The sequence below is a fragment of the Pseudomonas sp. GW822-FHT07A10 genome (assembly GCF_058798795.1).
The window spans coordinates 136,183-162,485 of record NZ_JBXAKV010000009.1 but is presented as its reverse complement, the minus strand read 5'-3'; the positions used below and the strand labels follow the sequence as shown (position 1 = coordinate 162,485).

The 26,303-nt window shown below is 58.2% G+C and carries 23 protein-coding genes; 15 read left to right on the top strand and 8 right to left on the bottom strand.

Features of this window, described 5'->3' with window-relative positions; all coding sequences use genetic code 11:
* Positions 1–70: 70 nt before the first annotated feature.
* The 3 genes from AC1RL4_RS16885 to AC1RL4_RS16875 all read right to left on the bottom strand — a co-directional run bounded on the left by AC1RL4_RS16885 (position 71) and on the right by AC1RL4_RS16875 (position 3,026).
* The gene (locus tag AC1RL4_RS16885) at positions 71–712 is read right to left on the bottom strand and encodes an oxidoreductase (RefSeq protein WP_018925742.1); all 642 of its coding nucleotides are present in this window, start codon (positions 710–712) and stop codon (positions 71–73) included.
* Between the two features lie 27 nt (positions 713–739).
* Positions 740–2,455: a C13 family peptidase gene (locus tag AC1RL4_RS16880; protein WP_018925743.1), complete on the bottom strand. Its 1,716-nt coding sequence runs from the start codon at positions 2,453–2,455 to the stop codon at positions 740–742.
* Between the two features lie 115 nt (positions 2,456–2,570).
* Positions 2,571–3,026: a MaoC family dehydratase gene (locus tag AC1RL4_RS16875; protein WP_018925744.1), complete on the bottom strand. Its 456-nt coding sequence runs from the start codon at positions 3,024–3,026 to the stop codon at positions 2,571–2,573.
* A 188-nt stretch (positions 3,027–3,214) separates the two neighbouring features.
* Here AC1RL4_RS16875 and AC1RL4_RS16870 point away from each other — a divergent pair, with 188 nt between their 5' ends.
* From AC1RL4_RS16870 to AC1RL4_RS16860, 3 genes are read left to right on the top strand one after another with little or no spacing between them, the layout of a single operon-like run.
* Entirely contained in the window at positions 3,215–3,577 is a 363-nt protein-coding gene (locus AC1RL4_RS16870) for a CidA/LrgA family protein (protein ID WP_019581353.1), read from the top strand.
* Positions 3,574–4,290, top strand: coding sequence for an LrgB family protein (locus AC1RL4_RS16865; RefSeq protein WP_007937459.1), 717 nt, complete (start codon positions 3,574–3,576; stop codon positions 4,288–4,290). Before AC1RL4_RS16870 ends, AC1RL4_RS16865 begins: the two co-directional genes overlap by 4 nt.
* Before the next feature lie 10 nt (positions 4,291–4,300).
* Entirely contained in the window at positions 4,301–4,891 is a 591-nt protein-coding gene (locus AC1RL4_RS16860; RefSeq protein WP_018925747.1) for an LON peptidase substrate-binding domain-containing protein, read from the top strand.
* A gap of 39 nt (positions 4,892–4,930) precedes the next feature.
* Here AC1RL4_RS16860 and AC1RL4_RS16855 read toward each other — a convergent pair whose 3' ends face one another.
* From AC1RL4_RS16855 to AC1RL4_RS16835, 5 genes are all read right to left on the bottom strand, one after another.
* Positions 4,931–6,532, bottom strand: a complete 1,602-nt coding sequence (locus AC1RL4_RS16855) for a hypothetical protein (protein WP_230173091.1) — start codon at positions 6,530–6,532, stop codon at positions 4,931–4,933.
* Positions 6,533–6,800: 268 nt separating this feature from the next.
* Entirely contained in the window at positions 6,801–8,627 is a 1,827-nt protein-coding gene (locus AC1RL4_RS16850) for a hypothetical protein (RefSeq protein WP_230173093.1), read from the bottom strand.
* Positions 8,628–8,697: 70 nt separating this feature from the next.
* Complete coding sequence (locus AC1RL4_RS16845; RefSeq protein WP_230173095.1) at positions 8,698–12,168, bottom strand: calcium-binding protein; 3,471 nt, start codon at positions 12,166–12,168, stop codon at positions 8,698–8,700.
* 271 nt (positions 12,169–12,439) lie between these two features.
* Positions 12,440–13,756 carry a bifunctional DedA family/phosphatase PAP2 family protein gene (locus AC1RL4_RS16840; RefSeq protein ID WP_230173097.1) on the bottom strand — a complete coding sequence of 439 codons (1,317 nt, stop codon included), beginning with the start codon at positions 13,754–13,756 and terminating at the stop codon, positions 12,440–12,442.
* Between the two features lie 46 nt (positions 13,757–13,802).
* Positions 13,803–14,498: a DNA-3-methyladenine glycosylase gene (locus tag AC1RL4_RS16835; protein ID WP_230173099.1), complete on the bottom strand. Its 696-nt coding sequence runs from the start codon at positions 14,496–14,498 to the stop codon at positions 13,803–13,805.
* Between the two features lie 177 nt (positions 14,499–14,675).
* Between AC1RL4_RS16835 and AC1RL4_RS16830 the strand changes: the two genes are divergently transcribed.
* The 12 genes from AC1RL4_RS16830 to lipA all read left to right on the top strand — a co-directional run bounded on the left by AC1RL4_RS16830 (position 14,676) and on the right by lipA (position 26,131).
* Complete coding sequence (locus AC1RL4_RS16830; protein ID WP_096479496.1) at positions 14,676–15,947, top strand: glutamate-5-semialdehyde dehydrogenase; 1,272 nt, start codon at positions 14,676–14,678, stop codon at positions 15,945–15,947.
* 1 nt (position 15,948) lies between these two features.
* Positions 15,949–16,638, top strand: a complete 690-nt coding sequence (gene nadD, locus AC1RL4_RS16825) for a nicotinate-nucleotide adenylyltransferase (RefSeq protein ID WP_018925751.1) — start codon at positions 15,949–15,951, stop codon at positions 16,636–16,638.
* A gap of 72 nt (positions 16,639–16,710) precedes the next feature.
* Positions 16,711–17,205, top strand: a complete 495-nt coding sequence (gene rsfS, locus AC1RL4_RS16820; RefSeq protein WP_019581345.1) for a ribosome silencing factor — start codon at positions 16,711–16,713, stop codon at positions 17,203–17,205.
* A gap of 9 nt (positions 17,206–17,214) precedes the next feature.
* Complete coding sequence (gene rlmH / locus AC1RL4_RS16815; protein WP_007937439.1) at positions 17,215–17,682, top strand: 23S rRNA (pseudouridine(1915)-N(3))-methyltransferase RlmH; 468 nt, start codon at positions 17,215–17,217, stop codon at positions 17,680–17,682.
* Between the two features lie 10 nt (positions 17,683–17,692).
* Positions 17,693–19,588 (top strand): penicillin-binding protein 2, encoded by a 1,896-nt coding sequence (mrdA, locus tag AC1RL4_RS16810; RefSeq protein ID WP_018925753.1) that lies wholly within the window; start codon positions 17,693–17,695, stop codon positions 19,586–19,588.
* Positions 19,589–19,619: 31 nt separating this feature from the next.
* The gene (gene rodA, locus AC1RL4_RS16805) at positions 19,620–20,723 is read left to right on the top strand and encodes a rod shape-determining protein RodA (protein ID WP_050438283.1); all 1,104 of its coding nucleotides are present in this window, start codon (positions 19,620–19,622) and stop codon (positions 20,721–20,723) included.
* 17 nt (positions 20,724–20,740) lie between these two features.
* Entirely contained in the window at positions 20,741–21,751 is a 1,011-nt protein-coding gene (gene mltB / locus AC1RL4_RS16800; protein ID WP_028938839.1) for a lytic murein transglycosylase B, read from the top strand.
* Positions 21,751–22,761: a septal ring lytic transglycosylase RlpA family protein gene (locus AC1RL4_RS16795; protein WP_026286382.1), complete on the top strand. Its 1,011-nt coding sequence runs from the start codon at positions 21,751–21,753 to the stop codon at positions 22,759–22,761. Before mltB ends, AC1RL4_RS16795 begins: the two co-directional genes overlap by 1 nt.
* 182 nt (positions 22,762–22,943) lie before the next feature.
* A complete protein-coding gene (locus tag AC1RL4_RS16790; RefSeq protein WP_018925757.1) occupies positions 22,944–24,101 on the top strand; it encodes a D-alanyl-D-alanine carboxypeptidase family protein in 1,158 nt (385 codons plus the stop codon).
* 83 nt (positions 24,102–24,184) lie between these two features.
* Complete coding sequence (locus AC1RL4_RS16785) at positions 24,185–24,460, top strand: DUF493 domain-containing protein (protein ID WP_003215438.1); 276 nt, start codon at positions 24,185–24,187, stop codon at positions 24,458–24,460.
* Positions 24,460–25,107, top strand: a complete 648-nt coding sequence (gene lipB / locus AC1RL4_RS16780; RefSeq protein ID WP_019581344.1) for a lipoyl(octanoyl) transferase LipB — start codon at positions 24,460–24,462, stop codon at positions 25,105–25,107. The genes AC1RL4_RS16785 and lipB overlap by 1 nt, the downstream gene beginning before the upstream one ends.
* Before the next feature lies 1 nt (position 25,108).
* Positions 25,109–26,131, top strand: coding sequence for a lipoyl synthase (gene lipA / locus AC1RL4_RS16775; protein WP_007937422.1), 1,023 nt, complete (start codon positions 25,109–25,111; stop codon positions 26,129–26,131).
* Positions 26,132–26,303: the final 172 nt, after the last annotated feature.

Below are 26,303 nucleotides of genomic sequence, written 5' to 3'. Positions count from 1 at the left end.
TTTCACGGCATACCTCTAACCTGTAGGAGCGAGGCTTGCCCGCGAAGACGTCCTCTTGGGCGCCGCTGGATTACTTGCCTAACTTGCGCAACTCATCCGACTCGACAATCCGTACGCCATCCTGCTCTTCCAGCGCCAGGCGCCACATGGCGCGGGCCAGTTGGCAGGCTTCGATGCCGTGGTATTTGCCCGGAATCAATTTCGACAACGGACCGGCAACCCGTTCGGCCAGTCGCGGCTCGGCGCGATCGCCCAGCAACAGCGAAGGCCGGCAGATGGTCAGCTGCGGCCAATTCTGCGCACGCAATGCGTGTTCCATCTCGCCTTTAACCCGGTTGTAGAAAATCGGCGATCTGCGGTCGGCCCCCAAGGCACTGATCACGATCAGGTGTCGTGCGCCCATTTCCCGGGCGCGTTTGGCGAAGGCCACGACCATGTCCAGGTCCACCGCGCGAAACGCTTCCTCGGAGCCGGCTTGCTTGATCGTGGTGCCGAGGCAGCAGTAGGCGACGTCGACGCGACCGTTCAATTGCGGCAGAAACTCCGTCGGGTCACCAACCGGGTTTTCCAAGTGAGGGTGTTCGGCCAGTGGCCGGCGTGAGGGGGCTAATACGCGTGCAATCGTTGGCTCGTTGAGCAGACGGTCAAGCAAATGTTCACCGGTTAACCCGGTAGCTCCGGCAAGCAATACATGCTGAGGCGTCAAGTACATAAAAATTCCCCCTTGATACTGTTCAGCTTAGTTGCTCTTTTCATCCTTGCTGATAGAGACACTTTGCAGTGCCTTTCGTGCCTGTTGCTTGCGTAACAATTGCCAGTGGGCGAGCACGGCTTTCGGTGCCCAGATCTGTGGTTCGGAGGCTTCGAAGCTGTCGGCCAACTCACGCTCGGCCACGGTGGCGCTGGCCCGTTTGAAGGCTTGCTCCAGATCGTCGGTCTGGTTCAGCGCCTGGGCGAACAGTGCGTCGCCGAAATAGGTGAAGTTGGCTTCTTCCGAACACCCGAAGGACACCCGGTCGGCGCGCGAGGCGGTCATGATCAGGGTGTGTTCATCCTTGAGGGCAGGGATGAAGCCGCCGGAATAACAGGACGAAATCACGATAATCTTGTCGCGCTTCTTCAGGGGCGCGAGGACGGCGGCGAGTTCGTCGGCCGGCAGGTCGGCCAGTTCCATGCGTGGCTGGTCGAGTACCAGCTCGTGTTCACTGGAGCCATGGCTGGTCAGGTAAATGAACAGCAAGTCCTCCGGGCCACTGCGCTCGGCCAGGGTCTGGGCGGCGCGGCGCAGGTTTTCCCGGGTGGCCATCGGCCGGTCGCCGAGGTGGTCGCGATGGTTGACCAGGCGAATCTGGCCGAAAGCGCCGAAACGGCTGGCGAGCATGTTGGCGACGTAGTCGGATTCGCGCAGGAACACGCTCTGCTTGCCGTCACCGCCCAGGGTCAAGGTGTACAGTTCAACCGCCGGAGTTGAGGCCGGCACGTTGGCCAGTGCTTCGTCGAGCAAGCGGCCCTGGGCCAGCAAGCCGAGTTCCAGGGTGTCGGGCAGCAGCTTGCCGTCGGCGTCGCGCACGCGCTGGCTGTTGATCCAGGTGCCGCTCAGCACTGTGCCATCGGTCAGTACCAACGTGCCTTTGCCCTGATAATTGTCGCCGTCGAACTGGCCGATATAGAAACTGCCATCGGCCAGGTTCAAGCGGCCCTGACCGGTAAAACGCCAGTCGCTGAACTGACCGATGTAATGACTGCCATCGGCGCCGATCAACTCGCCCTTGCCGTTCAGCACGCCTTCCTTGAACTGACCGATCCAGACATCGCCATCGGCGTTTTCGTAGCGGCCCTTGCCATGCAATTGATTGTTCTTGAACCCACCGACGTAGATATCGCCATCGGCGCTGTTGAAAGTACCATTGCCTTCCAGTTGGCCATCGACGAAGTGCCCGGTGAACTGATTGCCGCTGGCATCGCTGCGCTGGCCTTCGCCGTTGGGTTTGCCGTGGGCGAACTGACCCTGATACTGGCTGCCGTCTTCGAGTTCCAGACGACCGAGCCCTGAATATTGGTCGGCCTTGAATTCGCCACGATAGGTCATGGCGTTTTCTTTGAGGGTGCCTTCACCGTCCCGTCGACCGGCCTTGAAACCGCCGGTGTAGCTGCTGCCGGTGGTGGTCAGCGTGCCCTGGCCGTCGAACAGCCCCTGCTGGAACTGCCCGCGATAGACCTCGCCGTTGCTGCCGTGCCATTCGCCTTGGCCATGCCATTGGCCTTTGTCGAAGTGACCGGCGTACCAGCTGCCGTTCGGGTAATCGATGCGACCCTCGCCTTGCAGCAAGCCGTTGACCAGATCACCACGATAGCGTCCGCCGTCCGGCAGGCGGGCGTCGGGGGGCAACAGCGATTCGCCATCGCCGCAAGCGGTGAGCATCAGAGTCAGGGCAAGGAGTGCAAGTGAGCGCATAGCGGGATCCGGGCAATTAGGCGACGGAGTATGCCGCAGCTATGTGTCGCATTTATAGAGACACGGCACAGACACAGCGCGAAACAGCATGAGCTGCTTCGCAATCAGGCATGTGTCAGACGAAGCAGAGGGACAGTGGCTCGGCGATATAGGCCGGTTTGTCCGATCCTTCGATTTCAAGCGTAGCGGTGGCCTTGAGCAGCCATTGGCCGGGTTTCTTCTCGGTGACGTCGTTCATGTCGACCTTGAGTCGAACCCTGGAATTAACCTTCACAGGCTGGATGAAACGCACGCTGTCCAGGCCATAGTTGACCACCATCTTCGCGCCTTCGGGCAGGATGAGGATGTCTTCCATCAGTTTGGGGATCAGCGACAACGACAGGAAACCATGGGCGATGGTGCTGCCAAAAGGCGTTTGCGCGGCTTTGACCGGGTCGACATGGATGAACTGATAATCGCCTGTGGCTTCTGCGAACAGGTTGATGCGTTCCTGGTCGATGGTGAGCCATTGGGAACATCCGAGTTCCTTGCCGACATAATCTTTGAGCTCTGCAACTGGAACATAGGGCATTGAGACTCTCCTTGGGTTCATCGGATTTATAGTTTTTCGAGTGGGGGGCTTGACCTCCCTGCGAACCACTTTAGATCAACATGACAAATTGCTCCGGTCAACTGACCATGCTTTTGGCGAATGCCGACTCATAGCGTGCTTATAATGTCGGGCCCCTTCTTGGTGGGGGAGAGCGCGGGAGAGGATGGATGTTGTTACGTGGCCTGACTTGGCTGGTGCTGTTTCAATTGCTCGGCACAGCCCTCAATCATCTGTTTTTGCCGGTGCTGCCGGGGCCGATCATTGGCCTGCTGTTGCTGCTGGTGTATCTGATCAGCCGCGGTCAAGTCGGCGAACCGCTGAACCTTGCGGCCAGCAGCCTGCTGCGTTATTTGCCGTTGCTGCTGGTGCCGCCGGCCGTGGGCGTGATGGTCTACGCCACTGACATTGCCGCGGATTTCTGGGCGATCACCGGTGCGCTAGTGTTGTCGCTGGTGCTGTCGATGGCCTTCGCCGGGGTGCTGATGCAGCGCCTGGTCAAGCGTCACACCCATTCCGAGGACAGCCAATGATGTTCGATTGGCACGGCGCCTGGGCGTCGGTGATTCATCATCCGCTATTCGGCATCGGCATTACGCTGGGCGCGTATCAATTGGTGCTGGCGGCGTTCGAGAAAACCCGCTGGATTTTTCTGCAACCGGTGCTGGTCTCCATGCTGCTGGTCATCGGCGTGCTGGTCAGTTGCGGCCTGAGTTACGTTGAGTACCGCAAGAGCACCGAGATCCTCAGTATCTTGCTCGGGCCAGCCACCGTTGCGCTGGCGGTGCCGCTGTACCTCAACCTGCGGCGGATTCGACAGTTGTTCTGGCCGATATTTACTACGCTGGTGATAGGTGGCGTAGTCGCCACGGGCATGGGTGTGCTGCTGGGTTGGTGGTTCGGCGCCGAACACATGATCCTGATGACCATGGCCCCCAAGTCGGTTACCTCGCCGATTGCCATGTTGGTGGCGGAGCAGATTGGTGGCGTCGCGGCGCTGGCGGCGGTGTTCGTGTTGATTACCGGGGTGATCGGAGCGATCTTCGGGCCGAGTCTTTTGACCCGTCTCGGTGTCCACAGCCCGGAGGCCCGCGGTATGGCACTGGGCATGACCGCCCATGCGGTCGGCACCTCCGTGGCCTTGCAGGAAAGTGAAGAGTGCGGCGCCTTCGCGGCGCTGGCGATGAGTCTGATGGGCGTGGCCACGGCGGTATTCCTGCCGTTGGCAGTGTCGATGGTGGTGTAAGGAAATGTCTATGAGTCTGCCGCTTTTTCCGCTGAACACGGTGCTGTTTCCGGACTGCATCCTCGACTTGCAGATTTTCGAAGCGCGCTACCTGGACATGATCGGCCGTTGCATGAAACAGGGCAGCGGCTTCGGCGTGGTGTGCATTCTTGAGGGCGAAGAAGTCGGCATCGCTCCTGAAGGCTACGCGCGGGTGGGGTGCGAGGCGCTGATCACCGATTTCCATCAGCAGGACAACGGCCTGTTGGGCATTCGGGTAAAGGGCGGGCGGCGTTTCCACGTGGTGCGCACCGAGGTGCAGCGCGACCAGTTGATCGTCGCCGAAGTCGAGTGGCTCAAAGATGAGCCTGAACAACCGTTACAGGATGAAGACGCCGATCTGGTGGCGCTGCTCAAGGCCTTGGCGGAACACCCGATGGTCGAAGCACTGAGCATGGGCACCGAAGCGACGGGGCAACAGTCGCTGGCCAATCAGTTGGCGTACCTGTTGCCTTTTTCCGAGGTGGACAAGATCGACTTGCTGCAACTCGATGATCCGCAGCAACGGCTGGATGCGATTCAGGCGTTGCTCGATGAGTTGCAGGGTGAGTTATTTGCCTGATTTCAGGTGATTGATTGCGTGGGTAAGTCGAACGCCGCGTTAACTCTGATTTTCCGACAGTGAAGGCCAGACGATATCGTTGGCAAACCACTCCTTGTTGCCACTGAGCAAAAGAACCGGTTTGCCAGCCGCTGCAACTTCAGTGATCAGACGGTCATATTCATCTGTGTTGTTGGCGCCAGAGTGTGTTCGTTCTTCCACTCTTCTGGCGTAGCTGTCATCGGCGGCATCGGCGTGATCCTGCAGATCTTTGACTCGTACCGCTTTTTGGTAGCCGGAATCAAATACCCAGATCCGATCGGCGCTGATGCCTCGTCTCGAGACTGAAAGTAGTGCTTCCAGATCATCCTCGGGGAACCAGTTCGGGCCGTTTGCTGCGCGGTTGAACGCATGGTTTTCTTCGCCCAGTACGATTTCCATGTTTCGGCTGTCGATTGCATAAACGAACTGAATTTGTTGTTTGTGCCTGGTCGTTTCGTAGTTGCGCTCCAGGTCGAGTTGCAGCGAACTGTCCGATTCTGAGCCGCTGCTGGCGATTTGCGAGGTGGCGGAAACATCGGAAACATCGGAGTCGTCATCGGGTTGCTTGCCCGGGTATTTATTGGTTTGACTGTTGTAAAGCAGATACTCTGGGTCCGGCTCGTCCGCACCATACATTTTTGCGGCCTTCAAACTCACTGTGACGCTCATGGCTTTTTGGGTGGTTGCATAGGGTTTGTGGTTGTAGCGGGGCAGCATCCAGCCATCATTCGCCAGTTCAAACGGTGTGCGCTCATCCCCCCTGAATACAGCGGGGATATCGGTCCGGTACAGGCAGTTGTTTCTGTTTCGCGAGTAGCCAGCTTTTACCAGAAAGCTATCGAGAAACTCGTTGGTCAAACTGAGATGAAGCTCATACAGGCCGGTAGTTGCTGTTCCGTTCCTCAGGTGACGTAAGTTTGGCTCTATCTCGCTGTACAGCAGGTCGTGTCGATGAGGATTGCCAGTCTCGCTGCTTATCTGCTTATGCTGTTCAGCCCATTCGGGAATCTTGAGATTTTCCAACATGTCCTTGTGCAGACGCGTTTGCTGTCCCGGGGATAGATTGTAAGACCTTAGAAGTGTTTCGAGCTCGTTGGCCGTTTTGTCTGGATAGAGCGACTTCAGTGGACCATCGATCAATTGAGTCCGTGGATTCTGACCTTGTTGCGTAATGCTCGGGCGGGGGCTTGCAGGAGTGTCTGTAACGCTCCGTTGCTCACTTGGAGACTGGACTCTTGGATGCTTATCGGGGAGGGTGGTTTCAAGCACTGACTCATTGGCCAGGGAACGTTTCAGACTGACTGTTTCTCTCGCCTGAAGCCGCTGACTCCAGGTGGCTTCCCCATCGTTTTTGTAAAGCGCAGGTCCTTGCGGCTGCTTTTTGTAAAGGTCTGTCGCTCGATAAGCCCCGGCAGCGTCATCGAATTCCACATAGACGGTTCCTTCGTTTTTAACGTCTACAAATTTGCGTGAGACGATTGTCCGAAACCCGTGTTCGTCAGGCAGTGGCATGGTCCGCAGCATGGCGGGGCGCAATAAATAGGGGGCCAGACCCGAGTTTGCCAAGGGTTGTAAAGGTTGTCTGACGAGGATTTCCGTAATGTCCAGTTTCGTAGGCACGGGAACCCCTCTGTCGAGTGATATTGCGACAGTAGCGCCGCTCCCGTGTTCAGGCCTCGCCGGGTGTGGCGTTTGCCCATGATGAAAAACGGAGCTGCCAGGCATTGCAGATGGCGGAAGTAGGGTGTCTGGCCGTAAGCGCGGCGGATTGACGTTGATTGTAGAGATGTCAACTGCGGGAAGCTTTGTAGGAGGTTTTACAGGCATGGTAGAGGTGCTCAAATCCGTTTAAGCAAAGAAATGTTATAGGGCTTATGTAACAAATGACTTACGACATGGGCGCCACGGTGGGCCAAATAATATCGTCGGAAGAGATCGCCTGGTTTTCCGGGAGTTTGATCCCCCAGCCTTTGTCGACGACTTGAGCAACCAACTGATCATAACGATCCCGGTTATAGGCTCCGGTCCAGGTTTCATGTTCTAAAGCGTCAGCGTTGTTACCTGCCTGCTCGTAAACATCATTGACGGGAGCGGCACGTGTCAGATCGGAATTGACCAGCCATACCCGGTCGGAACTCAAGCCCCTTTTCGATATTGAGATAACGCCTTCCAGCGCGTCGGGCTGGAAGCTTGCCGAGCCATCACTATTGAGATAGAGGTTTTCTCGTCCCGGCACTACCTCAATACCTCGGGTGTCGATCATGTAGATAAAACCAACATGTTGCCTGTATCTGATGGGTTCATAGTCTCGCGACTTATCAAGGGTAAATGAGCTGTCGGAATCCGAATTCGATGACTCATTACGGTAGTCCTCATCAGAATCATCATCATTCCTGCCTTTTGGATGCTTTCGCAATCCAGGAAACAGATTGGCCTGGGCGTTATATCGCAACTTGTCGTTTTTCGCGTGCCCACCCAGGTTGCTTGCATATTCCTTCGCATCCGACAGGAGAAAAGTAGCGCTTTGCGCTCGTTGTGTGACCGTTTGGGGAAGCCCTTCGCGCGCGATCATTCGCCGATCCCTTGCCAGTTCGAACGGCGTTCGATCATCCCCCCTGAACAAGGCGGGAATATCGGTGCGGTATAAAAGACCATGTTTGTTGCGCTGATAACCGATCGACGCGGAAAAATGGTCGAGAAACTCACTGGAACAATATAAATCAGGTGGGGAATAATCGCGTTGCGGTCGACGTCTCAGTTGGGGGATAACAAGCGCAACCTGTGCGGCAATGAGGTCGAACCTTTGAGGATTGTCCACTTGTGAAGATAAATGCTTATGAGTTTCCGCCCACGCAGGGAAAGTGCGAGTTTCGTTCATGTCTCGAAGTAAACGTGTAAGTTGGCCGCTGCTTAAGTTGTACGATTCGAGTAACTCAAAGCGTTCGCTTCTTGTCTTGTTCGGGTATAGCCATTTCAAAGGCCCATCGATTAACAGCCCTCCCGCATCGATAGAGTCGACGGTATCGGGTGTGCTCGACTGAGCGGTCAAGCCATACTCTGTTCTCTTGGTACTGGGTTGGGAGGCGAGTGACTCTTTCTCCAGAGAGTCCGAGCGCTTCCTGCTGTGCCCGGGTTGCGCCTCGATAATTGGAGGTTGATGTATGGCAGATTGATCAGGATTGCCTTCGCTGATCGCTTCTTTTTGACGCCAGGTCAGAGCTCCCTCATTTTTGTACAGCGCGGGGCCGGGAGGGAGCTTCTTGTAGAGATCAGTTGCGCGGTAGGTTCCGGTGACGATGTCGAACTCCACATACGCGGTTCCCTCATTTTCGATATCTACAAACTTGCGCCCTTTCATCCATCGGAACCCTTGGCCATCGGGTGGTTGCATACCGCTTAGCAGGGCGTGTCGCAGCAAGTACGTCGCCAGGCTGTCCTTGGTTGCCAGTGCGCTGGGTTGCACCCCTGGAGTATCTGATATGTCTACCCCCGATTCGGGCGCCGATACGTCTTCGACACTATTTGATACGCCGATATTTATTTCATCTGGCGGGAATGGCTGCCGGCCTTGAAGATGAGAATCGTGTGGGTTGACTATGGCTGAGTGTTGTCTCGTTGGCGTTTCGTTTCCGGTAGGCAATCTGGGTGGTTGCAGAGCGTCAGGTGATAAGTTGACTCCGTCCGGTTTTAATCGATGTGGCGGTTTTGGACGCATGTTGGCGCTCCTTGACGTTTAATAATTGGGGGCTGAATAAACGTGGAATAAAGGTTTAAGGCGGATCAGGTTAGTCTACGATTTCCAGGTTTTCGACTCTCAAACTGCGCGACCAGTCCGTGTCGATAGTCCAGTTGTCAATTTCTGTGTCGTAATAAATGTTTCCTGGTGTGGCGTCATTTGTTCGAAGGTTTTCGATGCTGATCAGTTCGGCGACAAGGCCGTCGTTTCGTTTGTGTTTAATGATGTCCGATACAATAGCGGCAATGCTTGGGTAGCGATTCGCGTTGAGGGTATGCAGGACGGCAACTTCGAACAAAGGGTCGATGCGATAGTGGCTCCCGGATGAAACAATAACGTTGATCGTTTCCAGTGGTATGTCAGACACTTCGGTATTTGGCAGTTGAATATGGACACTTCCAATTTTCAGGAAGTTGTTTTTAATGTTTATCCCATCCCGGGTGATGTTTTCTGCAAGACGAAGCGTGTAAATGTTCCAGGTCGAGCCGCTGGAGGTTTTGGCCGCGGCACCGGGAGTCGACAGCCGCAGGGATGTATTGTCGGTCGGGTAGAGGTCATAGGATGACGCTTGTCCTTCCAGCGAATAAACGGAGCTGTGTGACACTGAATCGATATCGACGCGCTGCGGAACCGCTTTCAAAAGACGTCTGTCGCAGGTGGGTTTGGCGAATACATATTTTCCTGGTTTTTCACGCAATGAGCCGGTGCTGTCGATGACTCTGTACCCGGGATGTTTGTTGTCATCGAGGTAGGCGTTTTCAGGGAAGTCCAGCCAGTAGGATTTACCGTTACGCATTACCAGGGTGAACGAGTGAACGCTCTTCCAGCCCGAGGACATGATGCCGGCGCCCCTATCGGTTTTTTTTCCTGGATCCTCTTCAACACTGCCGTGAATCAGAAGAGAGCTTGCGTTCTTGAACGAAATCTGGAAATGCGTGTTTGAATAATTCAGGTAGCTAAAGCTGTGTCGAGGAGTAGAGGTCACTGTGTAAATAGCGTTGATCTCTGTGATTTCGTCACTGTCAAAGTCTACGTATAAAATGCTGGATGTATGGCTGTCAGGCGTGTCGACGAAGAAGACGGTTCTGTAAGTCTCACGGGCCACAAAGTAGGATGAGTGCTTGGTGCTGGGGACTCGTTGAACGCGGCTGTTGACAATGATGGGCGGTGTTTTTGGCGTTCCCATGACTACCACAATGACCTTGACCCTCTGTTCCGTCAGACCGTTTATTACGGCAGGCAGATCGGCCTTTAGTTGGTAACCATCCTCGGTGATAAATAAAAGCCTGTGGTTGCGTAACGAGCGTTTGTCCGTCAGCGTTTCATACACGTCATTAATGACCAGTTGCCGTTCCGGTTGGAAAGACTCCGTGTTTTGCAGGGATGAAATGACCAAAGCGTTTTCGCGGATGTGCCAGTCCTGAACACGCTCTAGCGTGACGCCAAGGTGAATGACGCTGAGATCTTGGCCATCTTCTGCAATGGACACTGAATGCGTCATGCCGTTGAGGTAGTAGGTGTCCGCACCGCGACCACCATTGACTCTGCAGTCGTTGCCTCGAATAACGATCTGATCATCGCCCGCGCCGGCATTGATGCGGTCGTGGCCGTTTGCAATGATGTAATCAGCCTCGTCGGAACCTGTAACCAGGTTATATGCACCGGCCAGGGTTTCGACTTTTTCGATGGAGTGGATGTTTGAGTGCAGGACTGGAGCGGTAGCGGTATCCGGTGATCGTAACCCGAGCTTTCCGCTCTTCAGATCAACGTCGTACCCGACATAAAAAGTGTCATCCGGCCCATGGCGTACCGGAACATGCTTGCCCTGAAGCGATAACGTGTCTGTGCCGGCTCCGCCTCGTAATGTATTGACCTGTCCGGTTGGCGGCGCTTTCTTGAGGCTTTGAGCGGCGGACTGGAAAAGGAATGAATCGTGCTTTTCGCCTCCCTTCAGCGTTTTAATGCCGGAGGAATAGCTGAAGTAGTTCGGTTTGCTTCGAACTCCAATGATGCTGTCGTTACCGCCGCCTAGCTGCCAGAGGACGCCTTTCGAAGGACCCGTTTCACCGACAAGGGCATTGGGGATGCCTGTCGGAAGGCCTTCTGTGGCGTCGTAGACGTCATCGGTCTCTTTGATCACGGGTACGTTGACCGTTACAAAGGAGGGTTCACCGCTGGCTTCATCCCATTCGAACTTATGGTGCCGGGTGGGTTGTAATTGCACTTCATATCGCCCGTTCACCACCGCTTCGACACTGTCCTTCAGTTCATTTTTGAGCCAGTCGGTGCTGGTGCTATCGAGCGCCTTGGCATAATCGCTGTAGGTTTTGGCGACGGCAAAACGGTCCAGGACCTCTTTGTCCTGATTCTGACCGGTAAAGGCAAACCAACCTGCCCGCCAGCGTTCATGCATGCTCAACTCGATGTAATCGTCGATGTCGTCAACCGTCCGTGCAGCACCATAAATTCTGGCGCCGACAATCAATATCGCGGCGGCGGCGATTCCCACGGGGCCGGCGGCTTTGAATCCGAGTAGCGCGGCGCACCCCAGTATGGTGGAAAGACCTGCGCTGGTCAGGCTGAGCGCGGCATTGAAGTAATGGTCCTGCGCTTCTTTTCCCTTGGCATCGGCGGCATCGTTGAACGATTTGATCGCAGTGTAGAGATCGAAGGGAAGCGTCAGGACGCTGGCCATCAGGCCGGCCCCTCTACTCAGTACTTGTCCAATGGTTGTTCTGCCGAAATGTTCAAATGTTTTTGCTCCGCTGCGAATCATGGCCTCGCCGGTCTTCGCCAGGCCGCGTTCGATAATCAGCGAGCCGATTTCTGCTGCGCCTCCCCCGACATTGATCGCAGCTTCGTCCCAATGGCCTTTTTTGATCGCTTCAGCTGTGCCGATAATCGCGCTATAGAGGCCGTATGCCTGAAGACCGACGCCCATGGAGCTCATGCCATAACTCTTGGTCCTGTCAATCCAGGCAGGCAAATGATCGGGCAAGGGGTTTTTGTTGATGTCCAGGCGTTGAGTTGATTTCAACAAGCTACCGATTTTCTGAACGGGCACTGTCGAGGCGTCTGACTCTTTTAACAAGGGAGGAGCGGTGGTTGAGCGTTGTGTGGCGATTTCAAAAAGCAGAGTGGCGGGGATGTGGCTCTGGTGTACTTCCACTGCTTTGATACGTTGTTCGACTTTGGCAGGATCAAACTCCAGTGAATCGATGAATACCTGATCAGGTATTGCAAAGTAAGTGTTGGTGCTGGTAACGAGTTCACCGTTAATCATGGCGCCCATCGCATGAAGTTCTATGCGACTGACCGAAAACTCTCCGATGTGCAGAAAACCAAATAGTGCGTCAAGATCTTGAAGGTCGGGTTGTCTGGGTTTTAGTTCAAGCGAGTTGGTTTCTGAAGTTTGCGTAATATGACGGGATTCAACCAGTGGTGTGGCGGAGGAGGGGGATAAAATATCTGTGATATTTATAGCGTCATTTCTATTTGTTAGCGTGACGGATAGGGGCATGAATTTTATCTTTTATGGGTTGTTTTTAACTGATGAGTGCTCCGTGAGTGGTGGTGAATATTGCATGGCGTTTTGTCTGTTTCGATGATATTTGTTTTTCTGGATGTTTGTTGTTTTTGATAGTTGTGGGGGGGCTCTGTTTAAGAAAAAACTAATAACTAGATCGATGATCTAGTTATTAGCAGTGCGTGCGACAAGGTATCGGGAGGGGGCAGGTCTGGTCATGTCCAATGAAACCCGAGCATTGCGCCCGGTTTTTTCGTAGCCGTAGTCAGTAGGCATATCGCAGCATTGCATGTGGCAAATGCCGCAACGCAAAGAACCCAAACAGCACTATCAGCGCCGGCAATATCAGCCACCAGACCTTGGGTGGCATCGCGTTGAGCGGCGTCTGACGCTGGCTCAGCCACAGGCTCGCCGCGCACACGCACGCCGCCAGCATCGCGCCGGCCAGCACATCCGTTGGCCAATGCGCGCCCAGATACACCCGAGACAGAGCAATCGCCAGCGCCGGCAAGCAGCCGAGCAGCAAGCACGTCAGACGCATCCGCGGCGGTTGGTCGCGACCGGCCAGTACGGCCAGTGTCAGGAACAAGGCGAATGACCCCGAGGCGTGACCGCTGGGCATGCTGTAGCTGGTGAGTGGGTCGCTAAGCACTTCTGGGCGCACACGGGCAAAAAACTGCTTGGTAAACGTGTTGCCGAGGGCGGTAAAGAGCAGGGTGCCACCGGCGAAGATGGCCTGACGCCATTGTCGGGTAAGCAGCAGCAAGCCGGTCAGCAGGGCGCTGAACACCAGCATGTTGCGGAACTCGCCAATCAACGTAAATGTGACGGCCACTTCATCGAGCATCTGGCTACGGTGCTCCTGCACCAGGGTCATCACACCTTGATCGAGGGCGGTCAAATGCGGGTAGCCGATAAACAGCCCCACCAGAATCAGAAAGCTCATGCCGGTAATCAGCGCCGTCGCTTTGCGATGGCGGCCCATGCTGCTGGTAATACTCAAGCCCACCATGACGGCGATGCTGCCGGCAACGATCCCGGCCTCGGGCCAGAACCCTTCCGGCAACGGCAAGCGAATCGCCGCGCCTGTGGCCCAGCCGGGTATCAGATAGGCAACGCTCCAGCCCGCGGCGGCCAACAGGCTGACGGCGGCGAAGCGGGGGAAGGGCATGTCGAACATTCCTGCGACCATCGGCAGCATTGGTCGCAACGGGCCGATAAAGCGTCCGACTAACAGGCTGGCAATGCCATAACGCTGAAAATACGCTTCGGCCCCGGCGATCCATTCCGGATGATGGCGCAACCCCGGCAGGCGCCGGATGTTCTGGTGGAAATGTCGCCCCAGGAAATACGAAACGATGTCGCCCAGCACGCCGCCGAGGAAACCCAGCAGCAATGTTTCACCCAGCGACAGTGCGCCACTGCCGGCCAGTACTGCCACGGCAAACAACAACACCGTACCGGGTACGATCAGCCCGGCAATCGCCAGGCATTCCACACACGCCACTACGAACACTGCCATGGCCAGCCACTGCGGATTGACCGTCAGCCAACCGGTCACGCTATCGAGCCATGGGCCCATAAAAACAACTCCATCGTATTGATTGAACCTGTGTAGGGGACTGTGTTCACAGCAAAAAATAATCGCGACCTTCGACTTGCCCACGTCGCAGCGGGTTCCGAGTGCAATAGGCGGCGTAAGCCGCATCGACGAAGCGGTACATCAAATGTTCGTCGCGCCCCTGGGGGATGCCCAGGCGTGTGGTCTGGATGATGTGGCCGGGCGCAGGCCCGATGTCTTCCACCAGCAGCACTTCATGGTCAAAGCGCTTGGCGTCCCAGACCGGCACCTTCAGCCCCAGCGCCTTGCACAGCAACGTCTGTCCGGCGCACAGCTTTTGCGAGGGGCGAGGGCGGCCCTGGGCGTCGGGATTGTTCAGCAGCATCTGCGCCAGGCTGGCTGGCCCGCTCAGTTCATCGACCCATGGATAGGCGGATTTGATCAGCACCGCATTGCCCGGACCTTGGGCACTGAAGTTCAGGGAATCGCCGCCGCGGGCGTAATACATGTAAATGTGGCCGCCATCCAGAAACAAAGCCTTACGCTTTTCTGTGTAGCCCAGGGAGGCGTGGCTACCCTTTTCTTCGCAGTAATAGGCTTCGGTCTCGATAATCCGGGCGCTGAGCCACAGGTCGTCGACCCGGTGGCGGATGATTTTACCCAGCAGGTCCCGGGCCAGCGTTTGGGCGTCGCGGTCGAAAAATGCATCCGGCAGCGCCTTGGGCGGGCGTGTGTCGGCGGTGCGAACGGTCAGATTAGTCATGATGAACAGCGTTTATCAGGGCTGATTGAGTCGTGATGATAACAATATGCGGCTTAATCACGGCTGAACGTCGGCAAATTGCTCTCCATTTCGACCATCCGCCCGTCACCGCTGTTAGTCCAGAGACGCGACAGCTATAATCTGCCGCTTTCCTCTTTACCAAGACCACAGCAGACCATGACTGAGTCCGTTCTTGACTACATGACCCGTTTGGGTCGCGCCGCCCGCGAAGCTTCCCGCGTGATCGGCCGTGCCAGCACCGCGCAGAAAAACCGCGCCTTGCAGGCGGCCGCCAATGCGCTGGACGCCTCCCGCGCCGAGCTGTCCGCAGCCAATGAACTGGATTTGGCCGCTGGCCGCACCAATGGTCTTGAGCCGGCCCTGCTGGAACGCCTGGCGCTGACTCCGGCGCGCATCGACGGCATGATCGTCGGTTTGCGTCAGGTCGCGGCCTTGCCGGACCCGGTCGGCGCGATCCGCGACATGAGTTACCGGCCGTCGGGCATTCAGGTCGGCAAGATGCGCGTGCCGTTGGGCGTGATCGGGATCATCTACGAGTCCCGGCCTAACGTGACCATCGATGCTGCCAGCCTGTGCCTGAAGTCCGGCAACGCGACCATCCTGCGTGGCGGCTCCGAAGCGATTCACTCCAACCGCGCCATTGCCGCCTGCATCCAGCGCGGCCTGGCCGAGGCCGATCTGCCGGCCGCGGTGGTGCAAGTCGTCGAAACCACCGACCGTGCCGCCGTCGGCGCGCTGATCACCATGCCCGAATACGTCGACGTCATCGTACCCCGTGGCGGCCGTGGCCTGATCGAACGGGTCAGCCGCGATGCCCGCGTGCCCGTCATCAAGCACCTGGACGGCATCTGTCACGTCTACGTCAGTGCCCACGCCGATCTGCCGAAAGCCCAGCGCATCGCATTCAACGCCAAGACTTACCGTTACGGCATCTGCGGCGCGATGGAAACCCTGTTGGTCGATCAAGCCGTCGCCAAAGAGTTTCTGCCGGCGATGGCTGCCCAGTTCCGCGAAAAAGGCGTCGAACTGCGCGGTTGTGAGCGCACTCGGGCGATCATCGAGGCCGTCGCGGCCACCGAGGAAGACTGGACCACCGAATACCTGGCGCCAATCCTCTCGATTCGCGTGGTCGACGGGCTGGATCAGGCCATCGAGCACATCAACCAGTACGGCTCCCATCACACCGACTCGATCGTCAGCGAAAACCTGGCCGACACCCGGCGTTTCGTGGCTGAAGTCGATTCGTCCTCGGTGATGATCAACACCCCGACCTGCTTCGCCGATGGCTTCGAATACGGATTGGGTGCCGAGATTGGCATTTCTACTGATAAGCTGCACGCCCGCGGCCCGGTGGGCCTCGAAGGTCTGACCTGCGAGAAGTACATCGTGGTCGGTGACGGTCAGCTGCGCGGCCAGGAGTCGCTCTGACTTGGGCGACCTCGACCCGTCAGCCCCAGTGACCGCCAGCGAGCCCCGGCCTCGACGCATTGGCGTACTGGGCGGGACCTTCGACCCGGTGCACATCGGCCATTTGCGCGGTGCGCTGGAAGTCGCCGAATCGCTGGCTCTCGATGAGTTGCGTCTGACACCCAGTGCCAGGCCGCCCCATCGGGACAAGCCGCAGGTATCGGCGAAGGACCGTCTGGCGATGGTCAAGTGCGCGGTGGCCGGTGTGGCACCGTTGGTGGTGGATGCCCGCGAATTGCAGCGGGACAAGCCGTCCTACACCATCGACACCCTGGAACTGATGCGCGCCGAACTTGCCGCTTCAGACCAGGTTTTTCTGCTTTTGGGCTGGGACGCATTTTGCGGCCTGCCCACTTGGCACCGCTGGGAAGAGTTGCTCCAGCATTGCCACATCCTGGTGCTGCAACGCCCGGATGCCGACAGCGAACCGCCGGATGCCTTGCGCAACCTGCTGGCAGCACGTTCGGTGAGCGACCCGCTGGCCCTCAAAGGGCCGAGCGGACAGATTGCATTCGTCTGGCAGACACCGCTCGCGGTATCCGCCACCCAGATCCGTCAACTGCTGGCCAGCGGTAAGTCGGTACGTTTCCTGGTGCCCGACGCGGTCCTGGCCTACATCGATGCGCACGGACTTTACCGTGCGTCGAACTGAAAAAGGGCGCGCTTCAAGGCACGTGAATGCGTGTATCGAAGCGCCCGAACATACGAGCAAAACGAGTTTTATATGACTGACAAAGACGTAAACAAAGTAAAGCGCAAGGGCACATTCAAGAGCGCACCGCTGCCAGTAGAAGCACCAACTGGCGCGCCACTGGCCGGCGAAGAGCTGGTCAAGGTTGCCGTAGCAGCCCTGGAAGACGTCAAGGCCCAGGACATCCAGGTGATCGACGTTCGTGAAAAGCAGAGCATCACTGACTACATGATCATCGCCACCGGTACGTCCAACCGCCAGATCGGCGCGATGCTGGACAAGGTCCGCGAAGCCGTCAAAGCCCAAGGCGTCAAGCCGCTGGGTGAAGAAGGCAAGGGCGACAGCGACTGGGTGCTGCTGGATATGGACGACGTCATCGTGCACATGATGACCGCCTCGGCGCGCCAGTTCTATGACCTGGAACGCCTGTGGGCCGGCGCCGAGCAAAGCCGTTCTGCCAGCGCTGCACACCACAGCCCTGAGAACACCCATGAGCATTTCACCAAGCTCAACAAAGACCAGCAATAAGGGAACGCTGTGCGACTGCGACTGATCGCCGTCGGTTCACGCATGCCCAAGTGGGTGGAAGAAGGCTGGCATGAATATGCCAAGCGTCTTCCTTCCGAGCTGGCGCTGGAACTGGTGGAAATTCCGCTCAACACCCGCGGCAAGAACGCTGACGTGGCGCGCTTTATCCGTCAGGAAGGCGAAGCCATGCTGGCCAAGGTCGGGCCGAACGAGCGCGTTGTCACCCTCGAAGTCCACGGCAAGCCCTGGAGCACCGAGCAACTGGCGGTCGAACTCGATCGCTGGCGGCTGGACTCGCGCACGGTGAATTTCATGGTCGGCGGCCCCGAGGGGCTGGCGCCGGAAGTCTGTGCCCGGGCGGATCAACGTTGGTCGTTGTCGCCGTTGACGTTGCCGCACCCGCTGGTGCGGATTCTGATCGGCGAACAGCTGTATCGTGCCTGGACAGTGCTGTCCGGCCACCCTTACCACAAGTAGTTCTGCCCTCATGTCCCAGCCGATCCGCATCAAGGACCACGAAAAAGACGCCCGTCTGGTGCGTGGCCGCGTCGTGTTCGGGGCTATTGCGGTAGTGACGCTGATAGGCGTGCTGATCGCGCGGCTGTATTTCCTGCAGGTGATCCAGTACGAGTACCACTCGACCCTGTCGGAAAACAACCGCGTCCATGTGCAGCCGATTCCGCCGACTCGCGGACTGATCTACGACCGCAATGGCGTGGTGGTGGCCGATAACCGGCCCAGCTTCAGCCTGAGCATGACTCGCGAACGCTCCGGCGACTGGCAGCAAGTGCTCGATGTGATCGTCGAAGTGCTTGAGCTGACGCCCGAGGACCGGGTGATCTTCGAGAAGCGTATGCGTCAGGGGCGTCGGCCGTTCGAGCCGGTGCCGATCCTGTTCGAGCTGACCGAAGAGCAGATCGCCCGCATCGCGGTGAACCAGTTCCGTCTGCCGGGTGTGGAAGTGGTCGCACAGCTGGTTCGTCACTATCCGCAGGGCGCGCACTTTGCGCACTCAGTGGGATATATGGGGCGGATCAACGAGAAAGAGCTCAAGTCTCTGGACCCGGTGAGTTACAGCGGCACCCATCAAATTGGCAAAACCGGCATCGAGCGCTTCTACGAGCCCGAATTGCACGGTCAGGTTGGTTACGAAGAAGTCGAGACTAACGCCCGTGGCCGCGTGCTGCGGGTACTCAAGCGTACCGAACCGATTTCCGGCAAGGACATCGTCCTGAGCCTGGACATCAAATTGCAGGAAGCCGCCGAAGCCGCACTTGGCGGTCGCCGTGGCGCGGTCGTGGCGCTGGATCCGGCGACCGGCGAAGTGCTGGCGATGGTCAGCCAGCCGAGTTTCGACCCGAACCTGTTCGTCACCGGCATCAGTTTCAAAGCTTACTCCGAGCTGCGTGACTCCATCGACCGGCCACTGTTCAACCGCGTGCTGCGCGGTCTGTACCCGCCGGGCTCGACCATCAAGCCGGCGGTGGCGATTGCCGGCCTGGATGCGGGCGTGGTCACGGCGTCGACCCGGGTGTTCGACCCGGGCTACTACATGCTGCCCAACTACGATCACAAGTACCGCAACTGGAACCGTACCGGTGACGGCTTTGTCGATCTAGACACGGCGATCATGCGTTCCAACGACACCTACTTCTATGACCTGGCGCACAAGCTGGGGATTGATCGGTTGTCGTCCTACCTGAGCAAATTCGGCATTGGCCAGAAGGTCTCCCTGGACATGTTCGAAGAGTCGCCGGGGCTGATGCCGACACGGGAATGGAAGCGCGTGACCCGTCGTCAGGCCTGGTTCCCGGGCGAGACGCTGATTCTGGGGATCGGGCAGGGCTATATGCAGTCCACTCCGTTGCAACTGGCGCAGGCCACGGCACTGGTGGCCAACAAGGGTGTCTGGAATCGTCCGCACCTGGCCAAGACCATCGAGGGCGAGAAGCCGAAGGATGAAAATCCGATGCCGGACATTATCCTGCGCGACCCTTCGGACTGGACCAAGGTCAATCACGGCATGCAACAGGTGATGCACGGTGCCCGGGGTACGGCGCGCAAGGCATCGATCGGCGCGCAATACCGGATCGCCGGCAAAAGTGGTACGGCCCAGGTGGTCGCGATCAAACAGGGCGAGAAGTACGACCGCTCCAAGGTGCAGGAGCGCCACCGCGACCACGCCTTGTTCGTCGGCTTCGCGCCGGCCGACAACCCGAAAATCGTGGTGTCGGTGATGGTCGAGAACGGCGAGTCCGGCTCCGGCGTCGCCGCTCCGGTGGTGCGTCAAGTGATGGACGCCTGGCTCCTCGACCAGGACGGCCGACTGAAAGCCGAATACGCCAGCCCTATCAGTGCGGAGGCTACGGCCCGTGAAGAATAATTTCGATCGCATGCTCTCCAGCGAGGATGTGATGCGTCGCCGTGCGACGCTGTTGCAACGCCTGCACATCGACGGCCCGCTGCTGATCCTGCTGCTGACCCTCGCCGCCGGCAGCCTGTTCGTGCTGTATTCGGCCAGCGGCAAGAGCTGGGATCTGCTGGCCAAGCAAGCCACTTCCTTCGGCATCGGCCTGGTATCGATGATCGTCATCGCCCAGTTCGAACCGCGCTTCATGGCCCGCTGGGTGCCGCTCGGCTATGTGGTCGGCGTGATCTTGCTGGTGGTGGTGGACGTCATGGGCCATAACGCCATGGGGGCCACCCGCTGGATCAATATCCCCGGGGTGATCCGCTTCCAGCCCTCGGAATTCATGAAGATCCTGATGCCGGCGACCATCGCCTGGTACCTGGCCAAGCGTTCCTTGCCACCCCAGCTCAAGCACGTGGGGATCAGTCTGGTGCTGATCGGTGTCCCGTTCATTCTGATCGTGCGTCAGCCCGACCTTGGCACTTCGTTGCTGATTCTCGCCGGGGGCGCGTTCGTGCTGTTCATGGGTGGCCTGCGCTGGCGCTGGATCCTCAGCGTGATTGCCGCCGCCGTGCCGGTGGCCGTGGCGATGTGGTTCTTCATCATGCACGACTATCAAAAGCAGCGAATCCTGACCTTCCTCGACCCCGAAAGCGATCCGCTGGGCACGGGCTGGAACATCATTCAGTCGAAAGCGGCCATCGGCTCCGGTGGCGTGTTCGGCAAGGGCTGGTTACTCGGTACCCAGTCGCACCTGGACTTCCTGCCAGAAAGCCACACCGACTTCATTATTGCGGTGCTGGGTGAAGAGTTCGGTCTGGTGGGGATCTGCGCATTGTTGCTGATTTACCTGTTGTTGATCGGTCGCGGGCTGGTGATTACCGCCCAGGCCCAGACATTGTTCGGCAAGTTGCTTGCGGGCAGCCTGACCATGACGTTTTTTGTTTACGTTTTCGTCAACATCGGTATGGTCAGTGGCCTGTTGCCGGTGGTAGGGGTGCCGTTGCCGTTCATTAGCTACGGAGGAACTTCGCTGGTGACGCTACTGTCAGCGTTTGGGGTTTTGATGTCGATCCATACCCATCGCAAGTGGATCGCGCAGGTTTGAATAAGGTGAAGATTTCAATGCAAGTAATGCGTGGCTGGGCGACTCGATACGCACCGTGGGTCGGCCTGGTGAGCATCCTTGGTTCCGTGCAGGAAGCATTGGCCGGCGATTACGAAGGCTCAGCCCAGGTGGCCGAGTTCGTTGGTGAAATGACCCGTGACTACGGCTTTGCCGGTGAACAGCTGATGGGCGTGTTCCGCGAAGCCGAGCGCAAACAGTCGATTCTGGACGCGATCTCCAAACCCGCCGAACGCGTCAAGCAGTGGAAAGAATATCGCCCGATGTTCATCACCGACGCGCGCATCGCCCGTGGCGTGGACTTCTGGCGTCAGCACGAGGCGGTGCTGGCCCGTGCGGAGCAGGAATACGGTGTGCCGGCGCAGGTGATCGTCTCGATTATCGGCGTCGAGACCTTTTTTGGTCGCAATACCGGTAATTATCGGGTGATCGACGCCTTGTCGACCCTGGGTTTCGACTATCCTCCCCGTGCTGATTTCTTCCGCAAGGAGTTGCGTGAATTCCTGCTGCTGGCCCGTGAAGAGCAGGTCGACCCGTTGACCCTCAAAGGCTCCTACGCCGGGGCCATGGGCTTGCCGCAATTCATGCCGAGCAGTTTTCGCGCCTATGCGGTGGATTTCGACGGTGACGGCCACATTAATATCTGGACCAACCCCGATGATGCCATCGGCAGCGTCGCCAGTTATTTCAAGCAACACGGCTGGGTCGCCGGCGAACCTGTGGTCAGCCGTGCCGATGTGCGCGGCGATCAGGTGGACGACGGGTTGACCGACGGCATCGAACCTACGAAAACCGTCGGGGAGTTGCGGGCGCTGGGCTGGTCGAGTCATGATGCGCTGCGCGATGATATGCCGGTCACGGCTTTCCGCCTGGAAGGTGACAATGGCCCTGAATACTGGATGGGCCTGACGAATTTTTACGCGATCACGCGTTATAACCGCAGCGTGATGTACGCCATGGCCGTACATCAACTGTCTGAACAGCTGGTCCAAGCACGGGGCGTCAAGTAATGCGGGCATTGCCTATGAATAAACCCCTGAAGCTCATGGCATTCGCCGCGTTGGCGGTGCTGGTCGCCAGTTGTTCGACCAGCCGCTCACCGACTCAGAAGTCTTCCACCGCCGTTCGTTCGGCCCCCGGCCTGGATATCAACCGGGCGCACAAGGATGGCGCACCCTGGTGGGACGTCGACGTATCGCGCATCCCGGATGCCACGCCGACCCTGCACAGCGGTCCTTATAAAGCCAACCCGTACACCGTGCTGGGCAAGACCTATTTCCCGCTGCAGGAATCCAAGACCTACGTCGCGTCGGGCACGGCGTCCTGGTATGGCACCAAGTTCCACGGCCAGAACACCGCCAACGGCGAGGTGTATGACCTGTATGGCATGAGCGCCGCCCACAAGACCTTGCCACTGCCAAGTTACGTTCGGGTGACCAACCTGGACAACAACAAGACGGTGATTCTGCGGGTCAATGACCGTGGGCCGTTCTATTCGGACCGGATCATCGACTTGTCCTACGCGGCTGCCAAGAAGCTTGGCTACGCTGAAATCGGCACGGCGCGGGTCAAGGTCGAAGGCATCGACCCGCAGGAATGGTGGGCGCAGAAAGGTCGTCCGGCGCCGTTGATGCTCAACGAGCCGCAAGTGGCGCAAAATGCCGCGCCGACCGTGACTGCTTCCACTGGCACCGTCGAGCAATGGACGCCACCGCCGCAGCAACACGCCGCAGCCGTTGTGCCTGTGCAGATCGATGCAAAAAAAAACGCTTCTGTACCAGCCTCTGGCCAGTATCTGCAGGTGGGCGCGTTCGCCAACCCGGACGCTGCAGAGCTCCTGAGATCGAAGCTCAGCGGGATGGTGAGCGCTCCGGTGTTCATCAGCTCGATCGTGCGTAACCAGCAGACACTGCATCGGGTGCGCATGGGGCCGATCGGCTCTGCGGGTGAAATCCAGCAGGTGCAGAACAGCGTGCGGCTGGCCAATCTCGGTTCACCGAGCCTGGTCAGCGCCGAGTAACACGTAGTACTTGATTGACGGTTCGCTTGCGGTTTGGGGGGCGAACCGGGTTGTTGGCTCGTTGAAGAACAAAAGCCCGGCAAGGGTTACAGAGTGAGCAACTGAACACGTGACAGCTTTTTGAAAAGTTGTCTGATTAGTTTTGCCCTAGGGCAGTTTCCATTAGCGATTTCGAGAGACGGATGAACATCACCACCTTTGCCAAACGCCTGTGCCTGCTAGTCCCGCTGCTTCTCTCACCCGCGGCTTTCGCGGTCGAGATGATGCCGTCGCCACCGCAATTGGCCGCCAAAGCCTACGTACTCATGGACGCCAGCAGCGGCAACGTGCTGGTAGAGAACAACGGTGACCAGCGTCTGCCGCCGGCCAGCCTGACCAAGCTGATGACCGCGTACATCGCGACCCTGGAAATCCGTCGTGGCCAGATCGGCGAAAACGATCCGGTGACCGTCAGCGAGAACGCCTGGCGTACCGGTGGTTCGCGGATGTTCATCAAGGTCGGCTCGCAAGTTACCGTCAGCGACCTGCTGCACGGCATCATCATTCAGTCGGGCAACGATGCCAGTGTTGCGCTCTCCGAGCACATCGCCGGCAGCGAAGACGCATTCGCCGACCTGATGAACAAAACCGTTGCTGATCTGGGCATGACCAATACCCACTTCATGAACCCGACCGGTCTGCCGAACCCGGAGCACTACTCGTCGGCTCACGACATGGCCGTACTGGCTCGCGCGATCATCCACGAAGACCCGGCTCACTACGCGATCTACTCGCAGAAAGAGTTCTTCTGGAACGGCATCAAGCAGCCTAACCGCAACCTGCTGCTGTGGCGCGACAAGACTGTCGACGGTCTGAAAACCGGTCACACCGACGAAGCCGGCTACTGCATGGTGTCTTCGGCCGTACGTGATGGCATGCGCCTGATCGCCGTGGTGTTCGGCACCAACAGCGAAGTGGCTCGTGCTGCCGAAACCCAGAAGCTGCTGACTTACGGTTTCCGCTTCTTCGAAACCCAGACCTTCTATCAGAAAGGCGCCGAGCTGGCTCAGGCACCTGTCTGGAAAGGCACCACCAATCAAGTCAAGGCCGGCCTGGCTGAAGACCTGACCATGACCTTGCCAAAAGGCCAGCTGAAGAAGCTTGCTGCCAGCATGACCATGAACCCGCAACTGGTTGCACCCATCGCCAAGGGCGACGTGATCGGTAAAGTCGAAGTGAAACTGGACGACAAAGTGGTGCACAGCGCCGATCTGATCGCTCTGGACGCAGTCGACGAGGGTGGTATCTTCCGCCGCATGTGGGATAGCATCCGTCTATTCTTCTACGGCTTGTTCAACTGATAGTGTGCACCTGCAAGGCCCCACGCTGATCCGGCGTGGGGCCTTGCTGTCGCCACGGCTTACGCTTACGAGGCCGTTACGCCATGACCGATACCGAAGTAAAGGCGCCTAAGATCGAATTCCCCAACGTTGATTACCCGGTTAAGGTGATCAGCGATACGGGTGTGGGCAACAAAGACAAGATCATCGAGATCGTCAAGAAACACGCGACGATCAACCATGACCGCGTTGATGAGCGCCAAAGCACCAACGGCAAGTACACCACGATTCAGTTGCACATCGTCGCCACCGACCAGGACCAGCTGTACAACATCAACAGCGAGCTGCGGGCTACCGGCTTCGTGCACATGGTGCTGTGATGCCTGGCACGCTGGGCTTTCGCGAACTCGGCCAGATGGCTTACGAGCCGGTCTGGCATGCCATGCAACGCTTCACCAACGAACGCGGCAGCGATGCCGCCGACGAGATCTGGCTGGTCGAGCACTCTCCGGTGTTCACCCAGGGCCAGGCCGGCAAGGCTGAGCACCTGTTGCTGCCAGGCGATATTCCGGTGGTGCAGGTCGATCGCGGTGGTCAGGTGACCTACCACGGTCCGGGCCAATTGGTGGCCTACCTGTTGCTGGATGTGCGCAAGCTGGGGTTCGGCGTGCGTGACCTGGTCAGCCGCATGGAGCAGTGCCTGATCGAGTTGCTGGCCAGTTACGGCGTGACCGCATCCGCCAAGCCGGATGCACCGGGTGTCTATGTCGATGGCGCGAAAATCGCGTCCTTGGGTCTGCGGATCCGCCACGGTTGTTCCTTTCATGGCCTGGCCCTGAACGTGGATATGAACCTGGAACCGTTTCGACGGATTAATCCCTGCGGCTATGCCGGGCTGGCGATGACCCAGCTGCGCGATCACGCAGGACCGATTGAATTTGCCGAGGTAAGTGCCCGGCTGCGCGCGCAGCTCGTCAAACACCTCGACTATGCTGAGCAGACGACCCTAACGGGCGGAATCGATTGATATGACTACTGATGCAGTGCAAACCATGATCCCGACGCTCGATGTCACCGAGCGTCCGGCCCCGCGTGCCAAGGTTGAAGCCGGCGTCAAGCTGCGCGGCGCCGAGAAGGTTGCACGCATCCCGGTGAAGATCATCCCGACCACCGAACTGCCGAAGAAACCTGACTGGATTCGCGTGCGCATCCCGGTTTCCCCGGAAGTCGACCGCATCAAGGCCCTGCTGCGCAAACACAAGCTGCACAGCGTTTGCGAAGAAGCATCCTGCCCGAACCTGGGCGAGTGCTTCTCCGGCGGCACCGCGACCTTCATGATCATGGGCGACATCTGCACCCGTCGTTGCCCGTTCTGCGACGTTGGCCATGGTCGTCCGAAGCCACTGGACGTGAACGAGCCGGAAAGCCTGGCCATTGCCATCGCCGACCTGAAACTGAAGTACGTGGTCATCACCTCGGTAGACCGTGACGACCTGCGTGACGGTGGTGCCCAGCACTTTGCCGACTGCATCCGCGAAATCCGCAAACTGTCGCCGAACGTACAGCTCGAAACCCTGGTCCCGGACTACCGTGGCCGTATGGACATCGCGCTGGAAATCACCGCTGCCGAGCCGCCGGATGTGTTCAACCACAACCTGGAAACCGTGCCGCGCCTGTACAAGGCTGCGCGTCCGGGGTCGGATTACCAGTGGTCGCTGACCCTGCTGCAACGCTTCAAGCAGATGATGCCGCACATTCCGACCAAGTCCGGCCTGATGCTGGGTCTGGGCGAAACCGACGAAGAAGTCATCGAAGTCATGAAACGCATGCGCGAACACGACATCGACATGTTGACCCTGGGCCAGTACCTGCAACCGTCCCGCAGCCACTTGCCGGTCCAGCGCTTCGTGCACCCGGACACCTTCGCCTGGTTTGCCGAGGAAGGTTACAAGATGGGCTTCAAGAACGTCGCTTCCGGCCCGCTGGTACGCTCCTCGTACCACGCCGACGAGCAGGCGAAGCTGGTCAAGGCCGAATTGATGTCGTCCTGATTCCGCGCTGAAAAAAGAACACGCCCGCAAGGTTAGTCCTTGCGGGCGTTTTCATTGGCGGTGCCCACATCCTCTTCAGGCTTTTCCTGCAAGCCGTGGTGCGACTGACCCTCTTTTGTTTATTCCCGTTCCTGACTACTGTGTGCTGAAGCATTCACACAGGGAGAATCAT

Bases quoted from the DNA above. Each gene is read 5' to 3' on its own strand.
- rodA (WP_050438283.1), top strand. From the start codon at position 19,620: ATGCGTCGCCGTGCGACGCTGTTGCAACGCCTGCACATCGACGGCCCG.
- AC1RL4_RS16835 (WP_230173099.1), bottom strand. From the start codon at position 14,498: ATGACTAATCTGACCGTTCGCACCGCCGACACACGCCCGCCCAAGGCG.
- AC1RL4_RS16795 (WP_026286382.1), top strand. From the start codon at position 21,751: ATGCGGGCATTGCCTATGAATAAACCCCTGAAGCTCATGGCATTCGCC.
- AC1RL4_RS16850 (WP_230173093.1), bottom strand. From the start codon at position 8,627: ATGCGTCCAAAACCGCCACATCGATTAAAACCGGACGGAGTCAACTTA.
- AC1RL4_RS16790 (WP_018925757.1), top strand. From the start codon at position 22,944: ATGAACATCACCACCTTTGCCAAACGCCTGTGCCTGCTAGTCCCGCTG.
- AC1RL4_RS16785 (WP_003215438.1), top strand. From the start codon at position 24,185: ATGACCGATACCGAAGTAAAGGCGCCTAAGATCGAATTCCCCAACGTT.
- AC1RL4_RS16830 (WP_096479496.1), top strand. From the start codon at position 14,676: ATGACTGAGTCCGTTCTTGACTACATGACCCGTTTGGGTCGCGCCGCC.
- AC1RL4_RS16885 (WP_018925742.1), bottom strand. From the start codon at position 712: ATGTACTTGACGCCTCAGCATGTATTGCTTGCCGGAGCTACCGGGTTA.
- AC1RL4_RS16870 (WP_019581353.1), top strand. From the start codon at position 3,215: ATGTTGTTACGTGGCCTGACTTGGCTGGTGCTGTTTCAATTGCTCGGC.
- lipB (WP_019581344.1), top strand. From the start codon at position 24,460: ATGCCTGGCACGCTGGGCTTTCGCGAACTCGGCCAGATGGCTTACGAG.
- mrdA (WP_018925753.1), top strand. From the start codon at position 17,693: ATGTCCCAGCCGATCCGCATCAAGGACCACGAAAAAGACGCCCGTCTG.
- mltB (WP_028938839.1), top strand. From the start codon at position 20,741: ATGCAAGTAATGCGTGGCTGGGCGACTCGATACGCACCGTGGGTCGGC.
- lipA (WP_007937422.1), top strand. From the start codon at position 25,109: ATGACTACTGATGCAGTGCAAACCATGATCCCGACGCTCGATGTCACC.
- AC1RL4_RS16860 (WP_018925747.1), top strand. From the start codon at position 4,301: ATGAGTCTGCCGCTTTTTCCGCTGAACACGGTGCTGTTTCCGGACTGC.
- AC1RL4_RS16880 (WP_018925743.1), bottom strand. From the start codon at position 2,455: ATGCGCTCACTTGCACTCCTTGCCCTGACTCTGATGCTCACCGCTTGC.
- AC1RL4_RS16865 (WP_007937459.1), top strand. From the start codon at position 3,574: ATGATGTTCGATTGGCACGGCGCCTGGGCGTCGGTGATTCATCATCCG.
- AC1RL4_RS16845 (WP_230173095.1), bottom strand. From the start codon at position 12,168: ATGCCCCTATCCGTCACGCTAACAAATAGAAATGACGCTATAAATATC.
- AC1RL4_RS16840 (WP_230173097.1), bottom strand. From the start codon at position 13,756: ATGGGCCCATGGCTCGATAGCGTGACCGGTTGGCTGACGGTCAATCCG.
- AC1RL4_RS16875 (WP_018925744.1), bottom strand. From the start codon at position 3,026: ATGCCCTATGTTCCAGTTGCAGAGCTCAAAGATTATGTCGGCAAGGAA.
- rsfS (WP_019581345.1), top strand. From the start codon at position 16,711: ATGACTGACAAAGACGTAAACAAAGTAAAGCGCAAGGGCACATTCAAG.